The organism is Agromyces subbeticus DSM 16689 (assembly GCF_000421565.1).
Lineage (GTDB): Bacteria > Actinomycetota > Actinomycetes > Actinomycetales > Microbacteriaceae > Agromyces > Agromyces subbeticus.
Window position 1 is genome coordinate 529625 of sequence record NZ_ATXG01000001.1, and the last position, 20612, is coordinate 550236.

Below are 20612 nucleotides of genomic sequence, written 5' to 3' on the forward strand. Positions count from 1 at the left end.
CCGCTACGCTTCGTAGACCGTCGTTCCGGCGACCACCGTGCGCACGACCGCCGCAGTGAGCAGCGACTCCTCGCCGGCGGCGAACACGTCGGTGTCGAGCACCGCGAAGTCGGCAGCGAGCCCGGCACGGATGCTGCCGCGCACGTGCTCCTCGCCACATGACGCCGCGGCATCCCGAGTCGCGTGCACGATCGCCTGGGCGAGCGGCAGCGCGAAGTCGGGCCGGTTCGGCTCGAACGACGAGTCGAGCGCCGAGCGCCGCGTCGCGGCGATGTACATGTTCGGCAGGGCTCCGTGCGGCGCGGTCGGGGCGTCGGTCGAGAAGGCGAGCCGGGCGCCGGCATCGACGTACTCGGGCCACGCGAAGCCACGGTCGGCGCGGTCGTCGCCGAGCATCGCGGCCCAGTTGTCCCAGATCGCGGGGTCGGCGTGCACGGGCTGCATCGATGCGGTCACGCCGAGCCGCGACATCCGATCGGCCGTGCCCGGCGCCGCGTACTCGAGGTGCTCGATGCGGTGCCGGCGCTCGCGCTCGCCGTTCTCGAGCTGCGCGTGCTCGATCGCGTCGAGGGCGAGGTCGCTCGCGAGGTCGCCGATCGCGTGCATCGCGACCTGCAGGCCCGCGGCATCGGCCGCGGCGACGACGGGCTTCAGCCGGTCGAGCGGCCAGATGGGGTCGGCGTTCGAGCCGTCGGCGTACGGATGCCGCATGGCCGCGGTGCACGCATCGATGACGCCGTCGAGCACGAGCTTGATTCCCGCGACGCGCAGCCAGGGCGAGCCGATCTCGCGCGCGAGCTGGGCGGCGCGCTCGACCTGGGCCAGGTTCTGCGCGTCGTCGCCGGTGTTGCCGACGAACCAGTGAGCAGCAACGCGGATCGGCAGGGCGCCGCCCCGTCGCTCGGCGGCGCGCTGGAACGCGGCGAGGCCGAGCTCGTCGAACGCCATGTCGACGACGCCCGTGACGCCGGTGGCCAGATAGGCGTCGATCGTGCGCTCGACGGCGCGGTCGCGGTCGTCGTCGGTGGTGACGGTGGCGAGGTGGCCCCACACGTACTGCTGCGCCGCGGTCTCGTAGAGCATGCCGTTCGGCTCGCCGTCGTCGTCGCGGCCGATCGTGCCGCCGATGGGATCGGGCGTGTCGCGCGTGATTCCGATCTCAATGAGCGCCGCGCGATTGAGCCAGCACGAGTGGTAGTCGTTGGCGTCGAGATACACCGGCACGTCGGCGACCACTGCGTCGATCATCGCCGCGGTGGGCGAGCCGCCGGGAACCGAGTCGAAGAGCCAGCCGCGCCCGAGCAGTCGAGGCGCACCGAGGTCGGCGGCCCGAGCGGCCACGAGCCGCGACTGGATCGCGTCGAGCGTGCGGGCGTCGGTGAGTGCCACGCGCCCGAGGGCCTCGCCCATCATGACGAGGTGCGTGTGCGCGTCGGTGAACCCCGGCAGCACGAGGCCCCCGGCCAGGTCGATGGCCGCGACATCCGTGCCGGCCGCTTCGCGAGCGCCCGACTCGTCACCGACGTAGACGAGCGTGTCGCCGTCGACGACGAGCGCCTCGGCCCATTCGGTCGCGGCGTCTGCGGTGAAGACGCGGGCGTTGGTGTAGAGCGTGCGAGTCACGCGGAAACCTCCTGGTCGTCGAGTGAGAGTGCGAGAGCGGCAGCGGATGCCTCGGCGCGCTCGCGCCGCGTCGAGAACAGGGCGACGCCGGCGACCGGCACGGCGAGCACGAAGCTCGCGATGCCGAGCACCACGGCGAAGCCCTGGAAGCCGAAGACCTCGACGAGCGCAGCGCCGATGACGGGAGTGAGGCTCGAGCCCACGAGGTAGATCGCGAGCAGCGGCGCCGACCAGCGTCCGTCAGCGTCGAGCGCCGATGACGTCGAGACGAAATACATGAAGGCGACGGCGTAGAGCGAGTTCCACGCGATGAAGACGACGATGAACATGGTCGGGTCGGTGACGAAGCCCTCGACGAACTTCAGGACGCCGCCGCCGACGAGCAGCACGGCCAGCGGCACCGCTCGACCGAGCCGGTTGCCGACGATCATGAGCAGCACGGAGCCGATGAGGCCGCCGGCCGTCGCCCCGCTCAGCGCGATGCCGAGACCCTCGGGGGTGAGCGCCGCCTGCGCTTCGCCCATCACGCCCGCCATCGCCCAGAGCGAGTCTTCACTGATGGCCCAGAGCGCGAAGGTCACGAGCAGCGTGAAGCCGGCGATTCGCACCGCGCGCGGTGACGGAATCGCCCGCGATGCAGCTGCTGCCGCCGACAGCGCGGGCACAGCGGCGGTCGGCGGCACCTCGACGGGAACGGCTTCCGCGACGCCTGCGGCGGCCTGCGCGTCGAGGACCGGTGCTGCCGGCAGCCAACGGCTCACGGCGAGTCCGATGAGCGAGAAGATCGCCAGCGCGCCGAAGACGTCGATCGGCGCGAGCCCGATGAGCGGGATCACGGCGAGGATGACGGTCACGACGGCACGGTTCGCGAGCCCGTTGAAGCCGGCGACCCGGTCGGGGTTGGTGAACGCTGCGATGGCGGCGCCGCCCGCGGCGACGGCTCCGCCGGCGCCGATGCCACCGACGATGAGTGCCGTGATGACGACGGCGGGTGTCGGCACGAGCGCGGCGAGGGCGAACCCGAGCACCGAGACGGCGAGTCCGGCACGGGCGACGACGAGGCGCCGCGGCCCGGCGCAGAGGGGTGCGATGGCGAGGCCGGTCAGCGCCGTCGCGAGCAGGGTGGCGGTGATGATCCAGCTCGCGGTGAGCACGTCGGCGCCGATGGCCTGCTGGAGCGCGCTGATCATGTACGGCGAGAGGTTCACGCCGAGGTAGCCGGCGATGCCGATGGTGAAGGTGGCGGTGGCGCTCGGCAGGCGGAGCGGGACTCGCGCGGTGAGATCGGAGTAGGACACGGAGGTCTCCGGAGGGGTGCGGGCACGTCGATGTGCCGAGGTGGGGGAGCGCGGCGGGGTGTCGTCGCGATAAATGAATGGTGTTCGTTTATTATGCATTCGAGAGCCGCCGATGGGAAGCGCGAGTTTCGATTCTCGCCACATAGGCTGGTTCGAGGCTTGATCGAGGAGGTTCGGATGGCGCGGCCGAGAGTGCCACTGCTGTCGACCGAGCGCATCGCAGACGCCGCCATCGAGCTCGTCGACTCGGGCGACACGTTCGGTGTGAACGCGCTCGCGCGTCAGCTCGGCGTCACGCCCTCATCGCTCTACAACCACGTCGACGGGCGCGACGGCATCATCGAGGTCATGCGGGGCCGTCTCGGCGAGCGATACCTCGCTGTACCGCCGACCGGCACGTGGGACGAAGTCGTCGAGCAGATCATGCGCGCCTCGCGGCGCATGTATGCGGAGCATCCGTTCGTGGTCCCGCTCATCGTCGGCAAGACGATCACCCACCCGCTCGTGATCGCCAGCTACGACACCCTGGCGACCGCACTGCTCGGCGCCGGATTCCCCGACGACGAAGTGCTCGTCGTCGTCGCCATCCTCGACGCGTTCGCGATCGGCTTCGGACTCGACCTCGCCTCGCCCGACCACATCTGGCAGCCCGAGACGCCCACCGTGAACCTCGCCCGGCTGCTCGCCGACGCCGAGACCGGCGACGAGCGATCCGACCGCGCCTTCGAGATCGGCCTCGAGCTCCTGCTCGACGCCCTGCGCATGCGGCTCGGGCGGCTCGACCTCGACTGAGCGGATGCCTCTTCCGCCCGCGGCATCCGTATCGATACGGTGATCGGTGGGCGCCCCGTTCGCGGGCGCGAGAAACGGGGACCCGAATGGCTGCACTCGACGACATCATCGCCAACCTTCCGATCGGCGACATCGCCGCGAAGCTCGGCGTCGATGAGGCGACCGCGAAGCAAGCAGTCGACGACGCGCTGCCCGCGCTGCTCGCCGGCATGGGCGCGAACGCCGCCGATCCCGCGGGCGCCGCCTCGCTCGAGAAAGCGGTCGCCAAGCACGACCCGAAGCTCATCGAGGGCGGCGTGAACCTCGACGACGTCGACGAAGACGACGGCAAGAAGATCGTGAAGAACGTATTCGGCGGCAACACCGACCAGGTCGTGAAAGCCCTCGACAAGAAGGAGGGCGGCGCGGGCGATCTCATCGGCAAGCTCCTGCCGATCCTCGCGCCGATCGTGCTGAGCTTCCTCGCCGGGCAGTTCCAGAAGAAGCAGGCCGAACCGGCCGCCGCGTCGAAGGAGTCGAGCGGCGGCGGCATCGGCGACCTGCTCGGGGGCCTGCTCGGCGGCGGCTCCGGCTCATCGGGCACCGGTGGCGGTGGCGGCATCGACCTCGGCGGCATCGTTGGCGGTCTCCTCGGCGGCGGCTCGGGCTCCGGCGGCGGCGGCGGCCTCGGCGACCTGCTCGGCGGTCTGCTCGGCGGCGGCAAGCGCTGACCTTCGCTGGTCGAGCAGGGCGCTGTACCCCTTCGCCGGTCGAGTAGGGAGCGAAGCGAGCGTATCGAGACCTCTCGCGGGGTCTCGATACGCGTCCTCCTTCGTCGGTCGCTACTCGACCGGCGGTGCTCGACCCCACTGCATAGACTGACGGGGTGCCAGTGAACCCCGAGCTGCAGGGGCGGGTCCTCCCGCCCACCGAGCCCTACCTCGTCGGTCGTGAGAAGGTGCGCGAGTTCGCGCGCGCGGTCTTCGCGACGAATCCGATCAACCTCGACCCCGAGGCGGCGCGCGCCGCCGGGTACGCCGATGTCGTCGCGCCGCCGACGTTCCCGATCGTGGTGCAAGAGCTCACGCTCGCCCAGCTGTTGGCCGAACCCGACGCCGACATCGACTTCTCACGGGTCGTGCACGGCGACCAGCGCTTCAGCTACACCCGCCCGGTCGTCGCCGGCGATCAGCTCACCGCGACCCTCACCGTCTCGAGCGTGAAGTCGCTCGGCCCGCACTCGATCGTCGTGGCCGAATCGGTCATCGTCGATGCCGACGGTGCCCACGTGGTCACCGCCGTGTCGCAGCTCGTCGTGCGAGGAGAAGACTGATGCCCACCCCCGACTTCGCATCCCTCACCGTCGGCGACGTCGTCGCCGAGCGCTCGTTCCCGCTCACCCGCGACTCGCTCGTGCGCTACGCCGGTGCCTCGGGCGACTTCAACCCCATCCACTACCGTGACGACGTCGCGGCAGAGGTCGGCCTGCCGGGCGTGCTCGCCCACGGCATGCTGACCATGGGGCTCGCCGTGCAGCCCGTCGTCGACTGGGCCGGCGACCCCGGCCGCATCGCCGACTACCAGGTGCGCTTCACCCGCCCCGTCGTGGTCGACCCGCAGGCGGGTGCCACCATCGACGTCACGGCCAAGGTCGGGCAGCTCGACGAGGCGGCATCCGTCGTTCGCATCGACCTCACCGTGAAGGTCGGCGACGAGACGGTGCTCGGCAAGGCGCAAGTGCGCGTCTCCCTCGGCTGACATGAGCGGCGACATCCGCTTCTCCGAGCTCACGACCCTGCAGGTCGGTGGCCCGATCGACCGGCTCGTCACGGCCACGACGCAGCGCGACCTCGTCGACCTCGCGGTCGAGACCTGGGCGACGGATGCCCCGTGGCTCGCGCTCGGCGGCGGTTCGAACCTGCTCATCGGCGACGAGGGCTTCGCGGGCACGGTCATCAGGGTCGCGACGCGCGGCATCGAGGTGCTGCCCTCCACCGGCTCGGGGCTCGGGTCGGGCAGCGGCGAAGCATCCTCTCGAGACCATGAGCACTCCGCGCGACTGCGAGTGCAGGCCGGCGAGTCGTGGGACGACCTCGTCGCCTGGACCGTCGAGCACGGGTACGCGGGCATCGAGGCGCTCTCGGGGATTCCGGGCTCGGTGGGCGCGGCTCCCGTGCAGAACATCGGCGCCTACGGCCAAGAGCTCGCGTCGACGCTCGTGGCGATCGAGTTCCTCGACGAGGGTACCGATGCCCCTCGGCGCATGACGGCCGACGAGCTCGAGCTCGAATACCGCACGTCGGTGCTGAAGCAGGGCTTGCGCGGCATCGTCGTGACCGTCGAACTCGAGCTGCACGACACCACCGCCGAGCGGGCCGTGCTCGGCGAGGCCCTCGGCCGGCCGATCGCCTACGGGCAGCTCGCCGATGCGCTGCACGTGCAGCAGGGCGACCGGGTGCCGATCGCGAAGGTGCGCGAGAGCGTGCTCGCGCTGCGCGCCTCGAAGGGCATGGTGCTCGACCCTTCAGACCCCGACTCTGTGAGCGCCGGCTCGTTCTTCACGAACCCCATCGTCAGCGAGCACGTCGCGCGCCTGCTGCCGGCGTCGGCGCCGCGCTGGTACGTGGAACCCGATGAGCCCGACGAGGTCGTGCCGCTCGGGCCGCTGGCGTCGGCCACACCGCTCGACGACTTTCTCGCGCACCAGGCCGAGCTCGACGCATTCGATGCCGACGCGCTCGAAGCTCCTGAGGCCGAGACCGGGCCGCTCGTGAAGCTCTCGGCGGCATGGCTCATCGAGCAGTCGGGCGTCCGGCGCGGATTCGCACTGCCGGGCTCGCGCGCCGCGATCTCGTCGAAGCACACGCTCGCCCTGACGAATCGCGGCGGCGCGACCGCCGAAGAGGTCGCGTCGCTCGCGCGGTTCGTGCAGAGCCGGGTGCAGGCCGAGTTCGGCATCGTGCTGCGGCCCGAGCCCGTGCTCGTCGGCCTCGAGCTCTAGCTGTACGAGGCGGGCAACTGCAGGCGGTGGCGCGGTGTGAGAGCAGCGTTTGGATGTGTCATGAGTTCCCTCCAAGACGGAAAGGGGCCAGCCGAATCCGGCTGGCCCCTTCAGGTTGCGAGTGCAGTTCAGCTGGTCTGCGACGCCGCCGACCGAATGACCTTGGCGAGGTCGCGGGGCCGGCTCCACATAGGCCAGTGCCCCGTGGGGAGGTCGACGATGTCGACGTGTTCGAGATTCGCGACCTCGGCAAACATAGGGTGACCTGCCTGGACCAGCTCCATCACCTGCTCGCCCGACATTGAGCAGCACACCAAGGTCGTCGGGACGCCGTGGCGGGCCTCGTTCGCGAGCTCGACGGGCTGACGAAGCACTGAGGCAGGCTCCGGGACAGCCCTCACCCGGAATCGCTCAAGGGCCTCGGCGCTCAGGCCTTCGAGGCTCGCCTGCTGCCCGAGGGCATCGAACGACGGCAGAGGCAGTTCTTCGAGCTCATCCGGAAAGTCAGGGGCGAACACGCTACCGTCCGCCACCGGGCCGGAATCGACCCATACCACCCGGGAGACAAGCTCGGGGTGCCGGTCGAGGATGAGGCTGACGGGGGCGTTAGCCCCGCTGTGCGCGACGAGAATGGCAGGCTGATCGCCGTGCTGAGCGATGACGTCTCGGATCGCTGCTGCCTGGTCGTCGAGAGTCTTCGCCGCGCGGTTGGTGTCGTCTCCGTCGAGACCAGGCAGAGTCATCGCGACTGCGCGAGTGTGGTTGGTTTCGAGGTGTTCAAGGACTTCGTCCCATGCCCATGCCCCCAGCCAATGGCCGGCGATGAGAACGGTGATCGGACTGCTCGTGGGAGTTGTCATGTGACAACCCTCCCAGCCGGGATCGACAAGAGCGTGTCACTATTTATGTCATGAATTTGCCAAGGCCTGAACAGTGAGGCGAGCCGAACGTCTTCATGCCCTGTCCGAGATGTTGCGTCGCAGCGGCGTGCGGGGAGTCTCCGCTGAACGGTTGGCGCGAGAGTTCGAGGTGTCGGTGCGCACTGTCAAGCGAGACCTCGATGCGCTGGAGAACAGCGGCGCGCCGATCTGGTCTCGCCCGGGTCCGGGTGGTGGATACGGGCTGGCCAAAGGCGCATCGCTGCCTCCTGTCACCCTGTCCCCGGCGCAGGCCGTGGCGCTCATGACAGCTGTGTCCGCCGCACCCGATGCTCCTTACGCGGATCTGGCTGCAGCTGGCATCCGGAAGATCATGGACGTCCTCGATCCCAGGACCCGAGCGCAAGCCGACGAGCTGGCCCACCGAGTCTGGGTCAATGTGCTTCCTTCCTCCTCGCGCGCCATCAGGTCAGCACTCGAGGAGGCCATGGCCGAGCAGCGGGTGATTCGCATCCGCTACACATCACGAGACGGCACCACGACCACCCGTGACGTCGAGCCCGTGCTGTTCGCTTCCACGAGCGGCCGGTGGTACCTGGTTGGGTGGTGCCGTCTGCGCGACGCGATGCGATGGTTCGCCGCGTCACGCATCGAGTGGGCCAGCGTCACCAAGATGGCCTGTAGCGGCCACACCATCCACGAGGTCGGAGAGCCCCCGGAGAACGCCAGACCGGTGCACGGCTGGGGCGAGTGACTGCCTCGATCAACCTCTCCTGTCAGTACATCAGCGGCGGGCGCGCTCGCCTCGGCGAATGAGGCCGACGATGCCGAACAGGGCCACGATCACCCCCAGGGCGACGACAGCGTAGAGCGTGGCGGTGAGCGGACTGAGTGTCGTGAGCCAGCCGCCGACCGAGTCGCGGCGGGATGGGTCGATGAGGATCCAGAGCGTCGTGGCGGCGGCGGATCCGTAGAGCAGCGCCCAGACGATGGCTCCCCATCGCACGGTCGGTCGTGCAGCGGCCGACGCGACCGACGTGTCGACGCTCGCCGGTGATGCCGGCGGAGCCGGTGGCGCCGGCGCGACCGGCGGGGTGCCACTGGCGGGGCTGCTCCAGTCGGCGAGGATCGCCGTGACGGCGGTCTCGGCCGAGCCGGCCGGCTTCTCGGAGTCGGGCGTGTTCGTGGTCATGTCAGTTTCCTTCCCGGATCTCGATGTGCACCATGCCGGAGTTCTGTTCGAGCACGATCCGCGCGTCGACGGGGTCGCCGCCTGCGGTGTATTCGCCGATGCCGCCCTCCCCGCCGAGCAGCAGTGCCTCACGATCGAGGCCGCCGAGCTGCGGGGTCGAGCTCGATGAGAAATCGGGTGACCACACGACGACGTCGACGTGACCGGCTTCGCTCGCGTCGAGCACCACCCGGGCGTTCGGCTCGACCGTGATCCAGGAATCACCAGTGCCCTGCCGCAGTTCGATGACGGGGGTGGTGTCGTCGACGCGTCTCGGGCCGACATGCATGTACGCATCACCGAACGGCTGCACGAGCCGTTGCGACTGGGACAGCGGAATCCCGTACCCCGGCGGAACGAGCACCCCCTGCGGCAGGATCGACGCCACGAGCACGCCGATCGCCATCGCAATCGCCGTCAGTGTCGTCATGAAGGCGAGCCCTCCGCTGCGCCGCCGCCGAAGTCCGGCGATGAGCATGCCCACGGCGAGCGTGAGCGTCGCGACCCCGAGCGCGATCGGGATCGCGAACTCCGCGACATCCGAGCTGCCGAGCGACCAGATGGCCCCGACCGAGCCGGCGACGATGGCCAGCCCGAGGAAGGTGAAGACGAAGGCGGCGCTCGCTCGCGGGCGGCTGGTGCGCCGCGCTGCCCGTGCCTCGTCGGCCTGGGCCGTGAGCAGGCGCGCCTTCTCCTTGTTCTCGGCGGCGGCCAGTGCTCGCGCCGCGCGTTCGGCGTCGTCCTGGCCCGTCTTCCATTCGGCGTGCGACACGCGCCAGGCCTCGTGCTGTGCGCGCCAGTCGGCGATCGCGGCGGCGTCTGCGCCCTCGGCCGGCACCGCGGGTTCGACGTTCGAGACCGGTGCGGCGATGCCCACCGCGGCCGGGGGAGCGCCTGCGTCGCTGCCGAACTGGGCTGCGCCCGTGGCGGAAGCGGACGCGGGCGTCGACGTCCCGGTCGCCCACGCGGCATCCGGCGTGTACGCCGTGGCCGACGAGTGGTACCCCGGAGCGGCGGCGGTCGCCGCGGAAGCCATTCGCGGCCCGCCACCGCCCGGGGGGTTCTGGGCGGCCCGCCGCGCGAGCCACACGACGAGCGCGACGACCGCACCGACGACGATGAGCACCCACAGCACTCGCAGCGGCCAGAGCAGGTTGAAGCCGAAGAGTTGGTTGTCGAGGGTCGGCCAGTCGGGCCACCAGCGCCAGCCGAGCCACCCGCCCTGCACGAGCGGAACGAGGCCGATGACGCCCATGACCGCGATGCCGACCATCGCCGGGTCGACGATGCCCCGCGTCAGCCGTTCGAAGTGGATCTCGCCCTCGGTGTCGGGCAGCAGCAGCCAGGCGATCGCGTAGAGCAGCACGAACGGGGCACCGAGCACCGCGATGACCACGACGATGCCGCGCACGATGATCGGGTCGATGCCGAGGCGCGCGGCGACACCGGCGCAGACGCCGCCGAGCCACCCGGCACGCCGGGGCAGGCCGAGTCGGTGCAGCCAGGCGTAGAAGCCGTTGCCGGTGCCCGGCGCAGCCGCGGCGTCAGCTCGCTGATCGGTACCGGCCGCGCCGGGAGCACCGGAGGATGGAGTCGACCCGGTCGCCCCTTCGGCGGACGCGCCGGGCGCCGCGGAGTCCCCCTTCGCGTCGTCGTGCACGTTGTCCGCCTCTGGGGCAGTCGGGTTCGTCTCCATGCTTCGATGCTGGCAGCGATGACGGATGCCCCGCCATGGGGTGAATCCCTGATTCGACCCTGAGCGTGGCGCACCGACCGCGGCGGCCGCGTCAGGGTCTGCTTGGATGGCTGCATGGATAGCGGGGCGGTGAGGGCCACGGATGCCGCGGCATCCGTCGACGCCGAAGCCGCCGACGCCGCCGAGAACGTGTCGACGACGGCGCGATCGTCGACCGCCGCGACCATTCCGCGAATGACCCGGCCCCGCGACTGCATGGCCACCGGCGTCGCCGCCGGTCTCGCCGACCATCTCGGCTGGTCGGTCTGGTTGGTTCGCGCGGCGTTCGTGCTCGCGACGATCGCGGCCGGTGCCGGCGTGCTGCTCTACCTGTGGCTGTGGGTGTTCACGCCGTGGCGCGAGGGTGACCAACGCCCGACCCGAAGTGCTCCGGTCGCGTGGCTGCTGGTCGGGGCATCCACCGTGTGCCTGCTCGGTGTCTGGATCGCCAGCGGCGTCTGGACGCTGGCCGCTGCGGAGATCGAGGGATCGCGAAGCCTCGTCACGCTCGCAGGCATCGCGTTCGCCGTCGCGGCTGCGGCGTGGGCGACCCTGATCGACCGACCCGACCCGGCTCGAGGGCCTCGCCACGAACTCGCGGTGCGCGCGTTCGCCACGGTGCTGTTGGCGATCACCGCGCTCGTGCAGATCTTCATCGTGAGTCGCCAGTCCGACACCGTCGTGAGCTTCGCCGTGGCGCTCGCCGCGGTCTTCGGCATCGCGCTCGTCTACGTGCCGACCCTCATCGCCGCGTGGCGCGACCTCACGGTCGAGCGAACCAAGCGCATCCGTGAGGAGCAGCGCAGCGAGATCGCCGCGCACCTGCACGACTCGGTGCTGCAGACGCTCGCACTCATCCAGAACCGAGCGGGCGCGACGAGCGAGGTGGCTCGCATCGCGCGGGCGCAGGAGCGTGAGCTGCGCGACTGGCTCTTCGCCGGTGACGCACCCGCCGACAGCGACCTCGGCACCGACCTGCGCAACTTCGGCGCCGCGCTCGAGATCGACTACGCGGTGACGGTCGACGTGGTCGTCGTGGGGGAGTCGCGCGAGAGCGCGAGCGGCGAGGTGGCGGCGGCGGCTCGTGAAGCGATGCTCAACGCGGCCCGACACGCGGGCGGCGAGGTGTCGGTCTACGTGGAGTCGTCGCCCGACGCCGTGGAGGTCTTCGTGCGCGACCGCGGGCCGGGCTTCGCGCTCGCCGAGGTGCCGGGCGACCGGCTCGGCGTGCGCGAGTCGATCATCGGCCGCATGCGGCGCTCGGGCGGATCGGGCGAGGTGCGGCCGGGCGCGGGTGGCATCGGCACCGAGGTGCGGCTGCGGTTCCCCTCCGAGCGGGTGGAGGCGAGTCGTGGCTGAGCGCGTGCGCGTGGTGATCGTCGACGATCACTCGATCTTCCGCTCCGGCCTGAAGGCCGACCTCGACGACTCGATCGAGGTCGTCGGCGAGGCGTATGACGTGGAGTCGGCGGTCGCGGCGGTGACGGATGCCGCGCCCGACGTCGTGCTGCTCGACGTGCACCTGCCCGGTGTGGCGGTACCGGCGGGCACGAGCGGCGGCGCCGAGGTGATCCGTCGCGCCGCGGCATCCGTGCCGTCGACTCGCTTTCTGGCACTCTCGGTCTCGGACAAGGCCGAAGACGTCGTGGGCGTCATTCGCGCCGGCGCCCGTGGCTACATCACGAAGGGCTCATCAGGAGCCGATGTCAGCCGAGCGGTGCAGGCCGTCGCAGGCGGCGACGCCGTGTTCTCGCCGAAGCTCGCGGGCTTCGTGCTCGACGCCTTCGGGGCGGCGGTCGGCGAGACCGCGGCAGCGAGCGACGAACTCGACCGGCTCTCAGCTCGCGAGCAGGAGGTCATGCGGCTGATCGCCCGCGGCTACGCCTACAAGGAGGTCGCGGCCGAGCTCTTCATCTCGACGAAGACGGTCGAGACGCACGTCTCGGCCGTGCTGCGCAAGCTGCAGCTCTCGAGCCGGCACGAGCTCACGGCCTGGGCGAACGCGCGGCGGCTGCTGTAGGCCGCTGCTTGTCGAGGTTCGTGCTCGCCGGCCGGTAGACGTCGAGCGCCGCGGGCACGATTCGCACGGTCGTGCGGTAGCCGGGTGCTGCGGTACGAGCGGATGCCTCGACCGGCTCTTCGATCGACACCTCGCCGTCGTGCGCGAACCCGGGCGGCTGACCATGTCTCGGCCGCACGAGCACCTCGATCGACTCGCTCGTGAACGACTCGAACCGCTTCGGCAGCAGGCGGATGCGCCGCAGCAACGTGCTCGTGCGCCGGCCGAAGGCGAGCGCTCCGGCCGCCCGCACCCGCGAGCCGGCGTGCAGCATGCGCACGTCGAGCACGCCGCCATCGAGGCGCCGGCGCTGCATCGGGGCGGGGATGCCGGGGTCGTTCAGCCCGACGCCGACGTAGAGGGTCCAGACCAGGGCACGCCGGCCCTCGACGATCACGGTGACCGGGGCCGAGCGCCGCAGCACTCGCACCGCGGCGATGAGCGCCGCGGGCCACTTGCCCCATCGAGGTTCGCGTCGCTCCCGCTCGGCCACGAAGTCGGGGTAGAGACCGACCGAGGCGGTGTTCAGCACGGTGATCGGCGGCCCGCCGGCGAAACGCAGCTCGGCGACGTCCACCCGCACCCCCTCGCCGCGCTGCAGGGCATCGACGGCGAGATCGACGGATGCCGCGCCCGCCGCGCGCGCGAAGTGGTTGAACGTGCCGCCGGGCACGACCAGCAGCGGCACACCCGCCGCGCGGGCCTCGTGTGCCACCGCGGCCACGGAGCCGTCGCCCCCGCAGATGCCGACGATGCGCGGCGGATGCTCGCGGGCGAGTGCGGCGCGAACCGCGGCGGCCGGGTCGCCGTCGTCGCCTGCATCGTCACCGTCGACCAGGTGCAGCTCGGCAAGTGGCAGCCTTCGCTCGAGCACCCGCACCGGGTCGCCGCGCAGCACGCTCGTGCCCGAGGCGCGGTTGACCGCGATGAACACGCCGCTGCCGTCGGGAGAGGCTGGCAGCGGTCGGTCGTCCCCGCTCGCCGCCCACGCGTCGAGCGGCGTCGGCCCTGGTCGCGCGACGAGCGCGCTCAGCCCCGCGACCCCGGCGCCCAGGGCGAGCCCGCCGACGACGTCGGAGAGCCAGTGCGCACCGGTGTGCAGCCGCGAATAGGCGACGCCGAGCGCGGCCGGCGCGAGAGCTGCGCCGAGCCGCGGCGACTCGATGGCGATTCCCGTGGCGAAGGCCGCGGCGCTCGCCGAGTGCCCTGATGGGAACGAGGGCGTGATGGGCGGCTTCGGCAGGTGCCGGCCGATCGGCACATCCGCCAGCAACGGCCGGTCGCCGCCGAAGACGCGCTTGGCGATGACGTTGGTGAGCGCGCTCGCCATGAGCAGCGAGCCGAGCCCGCGTGCCGCCACGCGGCGACGGCCGATCACGGCGAGCACGCCCGCGATGGTCCACCACAGCACGCCGCGGTCGGCGAAGCCCGAGACGCGCGACCAGAACCGGTCGGCCAGCGGATGGGTGCGGCGGGCGTTCACGGCTCGTGCGGCCGCGGCATCCGCTCGCCGAACCCAGGCGGGCAGAATTTTCGTACGTTGTACGGCGACGCGAACGTTCCGGAACACCACGCCGTCATCGTAGGCGCGTGTGATCGCCCCGTCGACGGGTTGTCAAATGGTTCGGCGATGGGGTCGGCCCGGCCGGCCGACCCCGGGCTGCGCGCCTCGGCACGCTGTTAGCCCTGGCCCCAGAACGCGTCTTCGCCATGACCGTCTTCGGAGAACAAGTGCACCTCGACGATCCTGCCGTCGCGAACGGTGAGCAGGTCGACGCCCGACATGTCCATCGAGGCTCCCGCACGACTGCCGGTGAACCGCACCGGCACGGCGACGAGCTCGCCGTTGACCATCGAGGGCCCGGTGACCGCGAGCTGGAAGCTGCCCTCGCTCGCCTCCATCATGCCGCCGAGCAGGGCGCCGACGCCGGCGACGCCGTGGTGGTCGCCCGAGAACCGGTTGGCGCCGGGCTGGTGCCAGGTGACGGTGTCGCTGAACTGCGCCATCACCGTGGGGATGTCGCCGCGCCCGAGGGCGTCGAAGTAGGTTGCCGCGACTGCCGCGGGGGTCTGTTCGGTCATGTTGTCTCCTTCGTGAGCTGGTAGGAGCCATAGTTTCAGATGGTAACTTGTTACCTCAACGTAACTGGAGGCGAACCATGACAGCACCGGCGACCGAGCCATCGACGGCGCAAGCACCGGTGTGGAACGTCATGCTCGCCACGTGCCCGTCGCGCACCTCGCTGGCGAAGATCGCCAACAAATGGACGGCGATGATCGTGATCGCGCTGAGCGACGGCCCCGCCCGGTTCGGCACGATCCGCCAGACCGTCGGCGGCATCAGCGGCAAGGTGCTCGCAGAGACGCTGCGCGACCTCGAACGCGACGGCGTGCTCACGAGAACCGCCTACGACGAGATGCCCCCTCGCGTGGAGTACGAGCTCACGCCGTTGGGGCTCACGCTCCGCGAGCCGCTGACCGCACTGGGCCTCTGGGCCGAGCAGCACATCGAAGAGGTGCTCGACGCTCGCGACGTCTACGACCGGCGAACCGACGGCGACGGCGCCGGCGCCTGACGAGGCGCGCGTGCGCTCAGTCGCGCTCGAGCAGCGACTCGCGCACCTCGCGCCGCAGCACCTTGCCGATGAGTGAGCGGGGCAGCTCGTCGAACGGCTCGATGCGGCGCGGCACCTTGTAGGCCGTGAGGCTCGCCCGGCAGAAGTCTCGCAAGGCCGACTCATCGAAGACCGCGCCCTCGCGCAGCTCGACCGCAGCGGCGACCGCTTCGCCGCCCGAGGCGCGTGGCAGCCCGACGACGGCGGCCGCGCGCACGTCGGGGTGCGCGAGCAGCGCCGCCTCGACCTCCGACGGCGAGACGTTGAAGCCGCCCGTGATGATCAGCTCCTTCACCCGGTCGACGATCGTGACGAAGCCGTCTGCCGAGACGCGCACGATGTCGCCGGTACGCAGCCAGCCGCCGGGCAGCAGCGTCTCGGCCGTCTCGGTCGGGCGACGCCAGTAGCCCTGGAACACCTGCGGGCCGCGCACGAGCAGCTCGCCGGCCTCGCCAGCGGGCCGGTCGGCGTCGGGTTGCGCGGGGTCGACGACGCGGATCTCGGTGCTCGGGAACGGCACGCCGACGGTGCCCGGGCGGCGGGTCGGTCCCATCGGGTTGCCGAGGGCGACGGGCGAGGACTCGGTCATGCCGTAGCCCTCGACGAGGAGGCCGCCGGTCGCCGTCTCCCAACGGTCGACCGTGGCGATCGGCAGACTCATCGCGCCCGAGATCGCGAAGCGGATGCTCTCGAGCGCGCGCGGGCGGCCCGCCGAGGCATGCACGAGCTGGTCGTAGATCGGGGGCACGGCCGGCAGGAACGTCGGCGGCGAGTGGCGCGCCGCGGCGAGCACGAGCGTGCTGTCGAACTTCGGGAACAGCACGAGTCGCGCGCCGATGCTCATCGCGAACGTCAGGCACAACGTCATGCCGTAGGCGTGGAAGAGCGGCAGCACGGCGTAGAAGACCTCGTCGCCCTCGACGAGCCCCGGCACCCATGCGCGGCCCTGCATCGCGTTCGCGCGCAAGTTGCGGTGGCTCAATACGGCGCCCTTCGGCGTGCCGGTGGTGCCGCTCGTGTACTGCAGCACGGCGGTGTCGTCGAGCGATGGCCGCGGATGCCGCTTGGCGATCGCCCGGCGCGAGGTGAGACGTTCCCACGGCACGAGCCCGCGGGCGCGCGGGGTCGTGGTGAGCGCGGCACGCGAGCGTCGCGCCCGGGGGAGCGGCAAGCGCAGCGCCATCCGCTTGCCGAACGGCAGCGCACGAGCGAGATCGACCGCGACGATGTGCTCGGGCCGGATATCGCGGGGAAACTCGGCGACCGTGTCGGCCACGTTGTTCCACACGATCGCGACGCGGGCGCCGTGGTCTTCGAACTGATGCCGCAACTCGGGCGGCGTGTAGAGCGGGTTGTGCTCGACGACGATGGCGCCGAGGCGCAGCACCGCGTAGAACGCGACGACGTGCTGCGGGCAGTTCGGCAGCACGAGGGCGACCCGGTCGCCGGGCCCGATGCCGAGCCGGCGAAGCCCCTCGGCGGCCGAGGCGATCTGCGCGCCGAGCTCGCGGTAGCTCGTCTCGGCGCCGAAGAACTCGAGCGCCGTCTGCCGCCGGAATCGATGCACGGCGTCGTCGATCATGTCGACGAGCGTCTGCGTCGGTTCGTCGATCGTGGGCGGCACGCCCTCGGCGTAGTGGTCGAGCCACGGTCGGTCGTCGTACGGGTTCATGCGTCGCGTTCCCCTCGAATCTCGCCGTTCCAGCGTAGGCCGCTCGCGCTGAGCCTGTGCTGTGTCGGCTGAGTGATCGGTCAGATGAGGCCGAGTTCCATCGCTCGGGTGACGGCGCGCGTGCGGTCGTTCACCTCGAGCTTCTCGAACACGTGCAGCAGGTGCGTCTTCACGGTCGCCTCGCCGATGAAGAGCGCGCGGGCGATCTCGGGGTTCGAGCGGCCCTCGGCCACGAGTCGCAGCACCTCGAGCTCGCGCGGCGAGAGCGACGGCGGAGCGACGGATGCCGCCTCGGCACGCACCCTCGAGACGAGCTTCGCCGCGATCGACGGCGCGAGCACGGTCTCACCGGCAGCGACCGCACGGATGCCCGCCACGATCTCGGCCTGCGGCGCCGCCTTCAGCAGGTAGCCGCTCGCCCCCGCCTCGATCGCGGCGAGGATGTGATCGTCGGTCTCGTACGTCGTGAGCACGAGTACCCGGGTGCCCGGTGTCTCGGCGACGATTCGGGCGGTCGCACCGGCGCCGTCGAGCCGCGGCATCCGCAGGTCCATCAGCACGAGGTCGGGGCGTTCGGATGCCGCGACGGCGACGGCCTCTGCACCGTCGGCGGCCTCACCGACGACCTCGAGCCCCGGCTCCGCTTCGAGCAGGCCGACGATGCCGGCGCGCACGATGGGGTGGTCGTCGGCAACGACGATGCGGATCGTGGCGGTCACGGGGTCTCCTCGATGGTGGGGGACGATTCGCTTGCTGGGCGGGGGATGCCGACGCGCAGCACGGTGCCGCCGGTGGGTCCGGGCTCGATCGAGAACGTGCCGCCGACGAGTGCGGCGCGGTCGCGGATGCCGGCGAGGCCGAAGCCGGACTCGCCGGGTGCTGCCGTGCCCGGACCGACGCCGTCGTCGGCGACGGTCAGCACGATCTCGCCGTCGCGCGCCTCGACGGTCACACTGGCGTGCGCCGCCCGGGCGTGCTTGCGCACGTTCGCGAGCCCCTCTTGCGCCGAGCGCAGGAGCACGACCTCGTGCTCGCGGCTGAGGCCCGCGGCATCCGTCGTCGCCGTGACCACGACGCCGGTCTCGCGCTCGAAGTTCGCCGCCAGTCGGCCGAGTGCGTCGCCGAGGCCGGCGCCCGGCTCGACTGGCGCCAACGACGCCACGAGGCCGCGGGCCTCGGTCAGGGCCTCGCGCGCCATCTGCTCGATGAGCTCGACGTCGGCGCGAGCGGATGCCGCGGCCTCGCCGTCGACCGGCGCGAGCCGCGTGCCCGTGCGCTGCGCGACCATGACGAGGCCGGTGAGGCTCTGCGCGATGGTGTCGTGGATCTCACGGGCGAGCCGGGCGCGCTCGTCGACGACGCCGGCGTCGCGGTGCATCGCGGCGAGTTGCCCCTGCGCCGCCTGGAGCTCGTCGAAGAGCCGTGCCCGCTCTTCGCCGATGCCGGCGATGTGGGTGATCCACAGGCCGAGCGCGAGGCTGAAGGCGAGCGACAGGGTGCCGACGCTGATGCCGGCGACGATGCCCGTGCCCGGGTCGTCGGCGAAGTGCATCGCGTAGCCGACGGAGACGGCGAGGGCCATGCCGACGTTGACGACGATCGCCCGCTTCGTCGACGGCGCGGTGACCCAGATGTACGGGTAGGCGAACGTCTGCATCGTCGCGAAGGAGGCATCGAAGGCGGTGCCCACCCCGAGCAGCACGGCGAGCACGGCGGCACCCACGAGATGGTGGCCGGCATCCTCACTGCCGATGCGGCCGCGCAGGTAGCCGAAGTACACGGCAAGGAACGCCGTGGCCGTGGCCCACGCGCCCCAGTCGTTCGGGCCGTACGGCGGCTCGATGACGGTGAGGATCACGGTCACGGCGGTCACCGCGACCGCCGCGACATCCCACCATCGCCTGTTCACCATGCTGCGAGTGTCGCACGCCGCCTAGGCGTCGCGGCGGATCCAGCGAAAGGTGACCCGGCTCACGATGAGGCCGACGACGAGCCAGGCGAGCAGTGCGACGGCGACCCAGCCGAGCTCCCACGCGCCGTTCATCTCGCTCGCCGCGAACTCGTCGGGCAGGAACGCCGCGCGCATGCCCTGCGCCATCCACTTCAGCGGGAACAGGCTCGCGATGTTCTGCATCCATTCGGGCAGCCTGTCGAACTGCAGGTAGACACCCGAGATGAACTGCAGCACGAGCACGATGGGAATGACGACGGCGGTCGCCGACTTGCCGCTGCGCGGCAAGGCCGACAGTGCGATGCCGAGCAGTGCCGACGCCGTCAGCCCGAGCACGAAGACCCACGCGAAGGTGAGCCACGACTCGAGGTCGGTGGGCAACGCGATGCCGAACACGGTCGCCGCCGCGAGCAGCAGGAGCGCCGCCTGCAGTGCGCCCGTGACGAAGACCTGGCCGATCTTGCCGAGGAAGTACGACACTGGCGACAGCGGCGTGCCGCCGAGGCGCTTCAGTGTGCCGTCGCTCTTCTCGGTCGCGATGTCGACGGCGAGGTTCTGCACCCCCGAGAGCAGCACGCCCGCGGCGAGCATGCCGGGCAGGTAGTAGGCGCCCACGCTGATCTCAGCGCCGGGCGGGCCGATCTCGCCCGCAGAGCTGAACGCGGCGGTGAAGATGCCGAGCATGATGAGCGGAAACAGGAACGTGAAGAAGACCGCATCGAGCGAGCGGAAGTAGCCCTTGGTCTCGTAGCCGACGCGGGCGGTGCCGATGGTCATGATGCCGGTGCTCATGCGAGCGCCTCCTCGTCGTCGTGTGCGGCTGCGCCGGCGCTCGCGGCGTGCACGAGTTGCAGGTAGATGTCTTCGAGGCTCGGGCGGATGACCTCGAGCCCCACGGGCTCGCCGCCGGTGTCCACCGTTTCTGGAGCCTGCCGAAGGGATGCCACGAGCTCGGCCGGTCGCTCGGTGCGAACCTCGCGCTGGGTGCCGTCCCCGGTGCGCCAGCGCACGATCGGCACCCGTGCCTCTTCGCCGCCGAGGGTGGCGACGGGGCCGACATCGACGAGACGCCCGTCGATGATGACGCCGGCCCGATCGCCGAGCTGCGCCGCCTCGTCGAGGTAGTGCGTCGTGAGCAGGATGGTGGTGCCCTCGGCCTTGAGGCGTCGGATGAGCGCCCAGAACTCGCGCCGCGCCTCGGGGTCGAAACCCGTGGTCGGCTCGTCGAGGAAGAGCAGCTCGGGCCGGCCGACGATGCCGAGCGCGACGTCCACGCGTCGGCGCTGGCCGCCCGAGAGCTTCGCGATGCGGGTACCGGCCTGCCGTTCGAGACCGACCGCGGCGATCACCTCATCGACGTCGCGCGGCCTCGGGTAGTAGCCGGCGAACTGCCGCAGCTGCTCGCGCACCGTGAACTGCCCCGACTCGCCGCTCGACTGCAGCACGATGCCGATGCGGGCCTTCCAGTCGAGGCCGCCGCGCGCGGGGTCGACGCCGAGCACGCTCACCTCGCCGGCGGTGCGCAGACGGTAGCCCTCGAGGATCTCGACCGTCGTCGACTTGCCCGCCCCGTTCGGGCCGAGCAGGGCGAAGGTCTCGCCGTGCGCGATGTCGAGATCGATGCCGTCGACGGCGGCGACCCCGGCGTAGTCCTTGCGGAGGCCGCGGATCCGCACCGCGGCATCCATGCGTGTCATGTCCATACCGGAAGCCTCTCGCGGCGGGCCGGCGACCGACAGCCCCCGACGGTTCGATTCGCCCATCCACCGATCGGTGGA

21 protein-coding genes are annotated in these 20612 nt (G+C 71.2%); 9 read left to right on the forward strand and 12 right to left on the reverse strand.

The features are described from left to right. Nucleotides 1-3: 3 nt before the first annotated feature. Together H521_RS0102405 and H521_RS0102410 are read right to left on the reverse strand one after the other, a co-directional pair. On the reverse strand, nucleotides 4-1623 hold the full coding sequence (locus tag H521_RS0102405; RefSeq protein WP_022891438.1) for an amidohydrolase: 1620 nt from the start codon (nucleotides 1621-1623) through the stop codon (nucleotides 4-6). After that, complete coding sequence (locus H521_RS0102410; protein ID WP_022891439.1) at nucleotides 1620-2921, reverse strand: MFS transporter; 1302 nt, start codon at nucleotides 2919-2921, stop codon at nucleotides 1620-1622. Before H521_RS0102410 ends, H521_RS0102405 begins: the two co-directional genes overlap by 4 nt. 177 nt (nucleotides 2922-3098) lie before the next feature. Here H521_RS0102410 and H521_RS0102415 point away from each other — a divergent pair, with 177 nt between their 5' ends. The 5 genes from H521_RS0102415 to H521_RS0102435 all read left to right on the forward strand — a co-directional run bounded on the left by H521_RS0102415 (nucleotide 3099) and on the right by H521_RS0102435 (nucleotide 6693). Further along, the gene (locus H521_RS0102415) at nucleotides 3099-3713 is read left to right on the forward strand and encodes a TetR/AcrR family transcriptional regulator (RefSeq protein ID WP_022891440.1); all 615 of its coding nucleotides are present in this window, start codon (nucleotides 3099-3101) and stop codon (nucleotides 3711-3713) included. A gap of 86 nt (nucleotides 3714-3799) precedes the next feature. Continuing rightward, nucleotides 3800-4423: a DUF937 domain-containing protein gene (locus H521_RS0102420; protein ID WP_022891441.1), complete on the forward strand. Its 624-nt coding sequence runs from the start codon at nucleotides 3800-3802 to the stop codon at nucleotides 4421-4423. 155 nt (nucleotides 4424-4578) lie between these two features. After that, nucleotides 4579-5025 (forward strand): MaoC family dehydratase N-terminal domain-containing protein, encoded by a 447-nt coding sequence (locus H521_RS0102425; protein WP_026481801.1) that lies wholly within the window; start codon nucleotides 4579-4581, stop codon nucleotides 5023-5025. Then, nucleotides 5025-5450 carry a MaoC family dehydratase gene (locus H521_RS0102430; protein WP_022891443.1) on the forward strand — a complete coding sequence of 142 codons (426 nt, stop codon included), beginning with the start codon at nucleotides 5025-5027 and terminating at the stop codon, nucleotides 5448-5450. The genes H521_RS0102425 and H521_RS0102430 overlap by 1 nt, the downstream gene beginning before the upstream one ends. Nucleotide 5451: 1 nt before the next feature. Next, entirely contained in the window at nucleotides 5452-6693 is a 1242-nt protein-coding gene (locus H521_RS0102435) for a UDP-N-acetylmuramate dehydrogenase (protein WP_022891444.1), read from the forward strand. A 128-nt stretch (nucleotides 6694-6821) separates the two neighbouring features. Here H521_RS0102435 and H521_RS0102440 read toward each other — a convergent pair whose 3' ends face one another. Next, nucleotides 6822-7553 (reverse strand): alpha/beta fold hydrolase, encoded by a 732-nt coding sequence (locus H521_RS0102440; RefSeq protein WP_022891445.1) that lies wholly within the window; start codon nucleotides 7551-7553, stop codon nucleotides 6822-6824. Between the two features lie 73 nt (nucleotides 7554-7626). Between H521_RS0102440 and H521_RS0102445 the strand changes: the two genes are divergently transcribed. Beyond that, entirely contained in the window at nucleotides 7627-8325 is a 699-nt protein-coding gene (locus H521_RS0102445; RefSeq protein ID WP_022891446.1) for a helix-turn-helix transcriptional regulator, read from the forward strand. A 30-nt stretch (nucleotides 8326-8355) separates the two neighbouring features. Here the strand turns inward: H521_RS0102445 and H521_RS24850 are convergent, their stop codons facing one another. Further along, nucleotides 8356-8763: a hypothetical protein gene (locus H521_RS24850; protein ID WP_022891447.1), complete on the reverse strand. Its 408-nt coding sequence runs from the start codon at nucleotides 8761-8763 to the stop codon at nucleotides 8356-8358. 1 nt (nucleotide 8764) lies between these two features. Beyond that, nucleotides 8765-10498 carry a PspC domain-containing protein gene (locus H521_RS25700; protein WP_022891448.1) on the reverse strand — a complete coding sequence of 578 codons (1734 nt, stop codon included), beginning with the start codon at nucleotides 10496-10498 and terminating at the stop codon, nucleotides 8765-8767. 114 nt (nucleotides 10499-10612) lie between these two features. On the opposite strand from H521_RS25700, the gene H521_RS25705 reads away from it, so the two are divergent. Both H521_RS25705 and H521_RS0102465 read left to right on the forward strand, forming a co-directional pair. Further along, nucleotides 10613-11896 (forward strand): ATP-binding protein, encoded by a 1284-nt coding sequence (locus H521_RS25705; RefSeq protein WP_156891248.1) that lies wholly within the window; start codon nucleotides 10613-10615, stop codon nucleotides 11894-11896. Further along, on the forward strand, nucleotides 11889-12557 hold the full coding sequence (locus H521_RS0102465; protein WP_022891450.1) for a LuxR C-terminal-related transcriptional regulator: 669 nt from the start codon (nucleotides 11889-11891) through the stop codon (nucleotides 12555-12557). Before H521_RS25705 ends, H521_RS0102465 begins: the two co-directional genes overlap by 8 nt. Here the strand turns inward: H521_RS0102465 and H521_RS21095 are convergent. Both H521_RS21095 and H521_RS0102475 read right to left on the reverse strand, forming a co-directional pair. Beyond that, nucleotides 12523-14169, reverse strand: coding sequence for a bifunctional phosphatase PAP2/diacylglycerol kinase family protein (locus H521_RS21095; protein WP_245560916.1), 1647 nt, complete (start codon nucleotides 14167-14169; stop codon nucleotides 12523-12525). The genes H521_RS0102465 and H521_RS21095 overlap by 35 nt on opposite strands. Before the next feature lie 107 nt (nucleotides 14170-14276). Next, nucleotides 14277-14678, reverse strand: coding sequence for a nuclear transport factor 2 family protein (locus H521_RS0102475; protein ID WP_022891452.1), 402 nt, complete (start codon nucleotides 14676-14678; stop codon nucleotides 14277-14279). Between the two features lie 77 nt (nucleotides 14679-14755). On the opposite strand from H521_RS0102475, the gene H521_RS0102480 reads away from it, so the two are divergent. Next, the gene (locus H521_RS0102480; protein WP_022891453.1) at nucleotides 14756-15172 is read left to right on the forward strand and encodes a winged helix-turn-helix transcriptional regulator; all 417 of its coding nucleotides are present in this window, start codon (nucleotides 14756-14758) and stop codon (nucleotides 15170-15172) included. A 16-nt stretch (nucleotides 15173-15188) separates the two neighbouring features. Here the strand turns inward: H521_RS0102480 and H521_RS0102485 are convergent, their stop codons facing one another. The 5 genes from H521_RS0102485 to H521_RS0102505 all read right to left on the reverse strand — a co-directional run bounded on the left by H521_RS0102485 (nucleotide 15189) and on the right by H521_RS0102505 (nucleotide 20537). Further along, complete coding sequence (locus tag H521_RS0102485; RefSeq protein WP_022891454.1) at nucleotides 15189-16883, reverse strand: long-chain-fatty-acid--CoA ligase; 1695 nt, start codon at nucleotides 16881-16883, stop codon at nucleotides 15189-15191. 80 nt (nucleotides 16884-16963) lie between these two features. After that, complete coding sequence (locus tag H521_RS0102490) at nucleotides 16964-17602, reverse strand: response regulator (RefSeq protein WP_022891455.1); 639 nt, start codon at nucleotides 17600-17602, stop codon at nucleotides 16964-16966. After that, nucleotides 17599-18795, reverse strand: coding sequence for a sensor histidine kinase (locus H521_RS21100; protein WP_022891456.1), 1197 nt, complete (start codon nucleotides 18793-18795; stop codon nucleotides 17599-17601). The genes H521_RS0102490 and H521_RS21100 overlap by 4 nt, the downstream gene beginning before the upstream one ends. A 21-nt stretch (nucleotides 18796-18816) precedes the next feature. After that, nucleotides 18817-19626: an ABC transporter permease gene (locus tag H521_RS0102500; protein WP_022891457.1), complete on the reverse strand. Its 810-nt coding sequence runs from the start codon at nucleotides 19624-19626 to the stop codon at nucleotides 18817-18819. Continuing rightward, a complete protein-coding gene (locus H521_RS0102505) occupies nucleotides 19623-20537 on the reverse strand; it encodes an ABC transporter ATP-binding protein (protein ID WP_026481802.1) in 915 nt (304 codons plus the stop codon). The genes H521_RS0102500 and H521_RS0102505 overlap by 4 nt, the downstream gene beginning before the upstream one ends. Nucleotides 20538-20612: the final 75 nt, after the last annotated feature.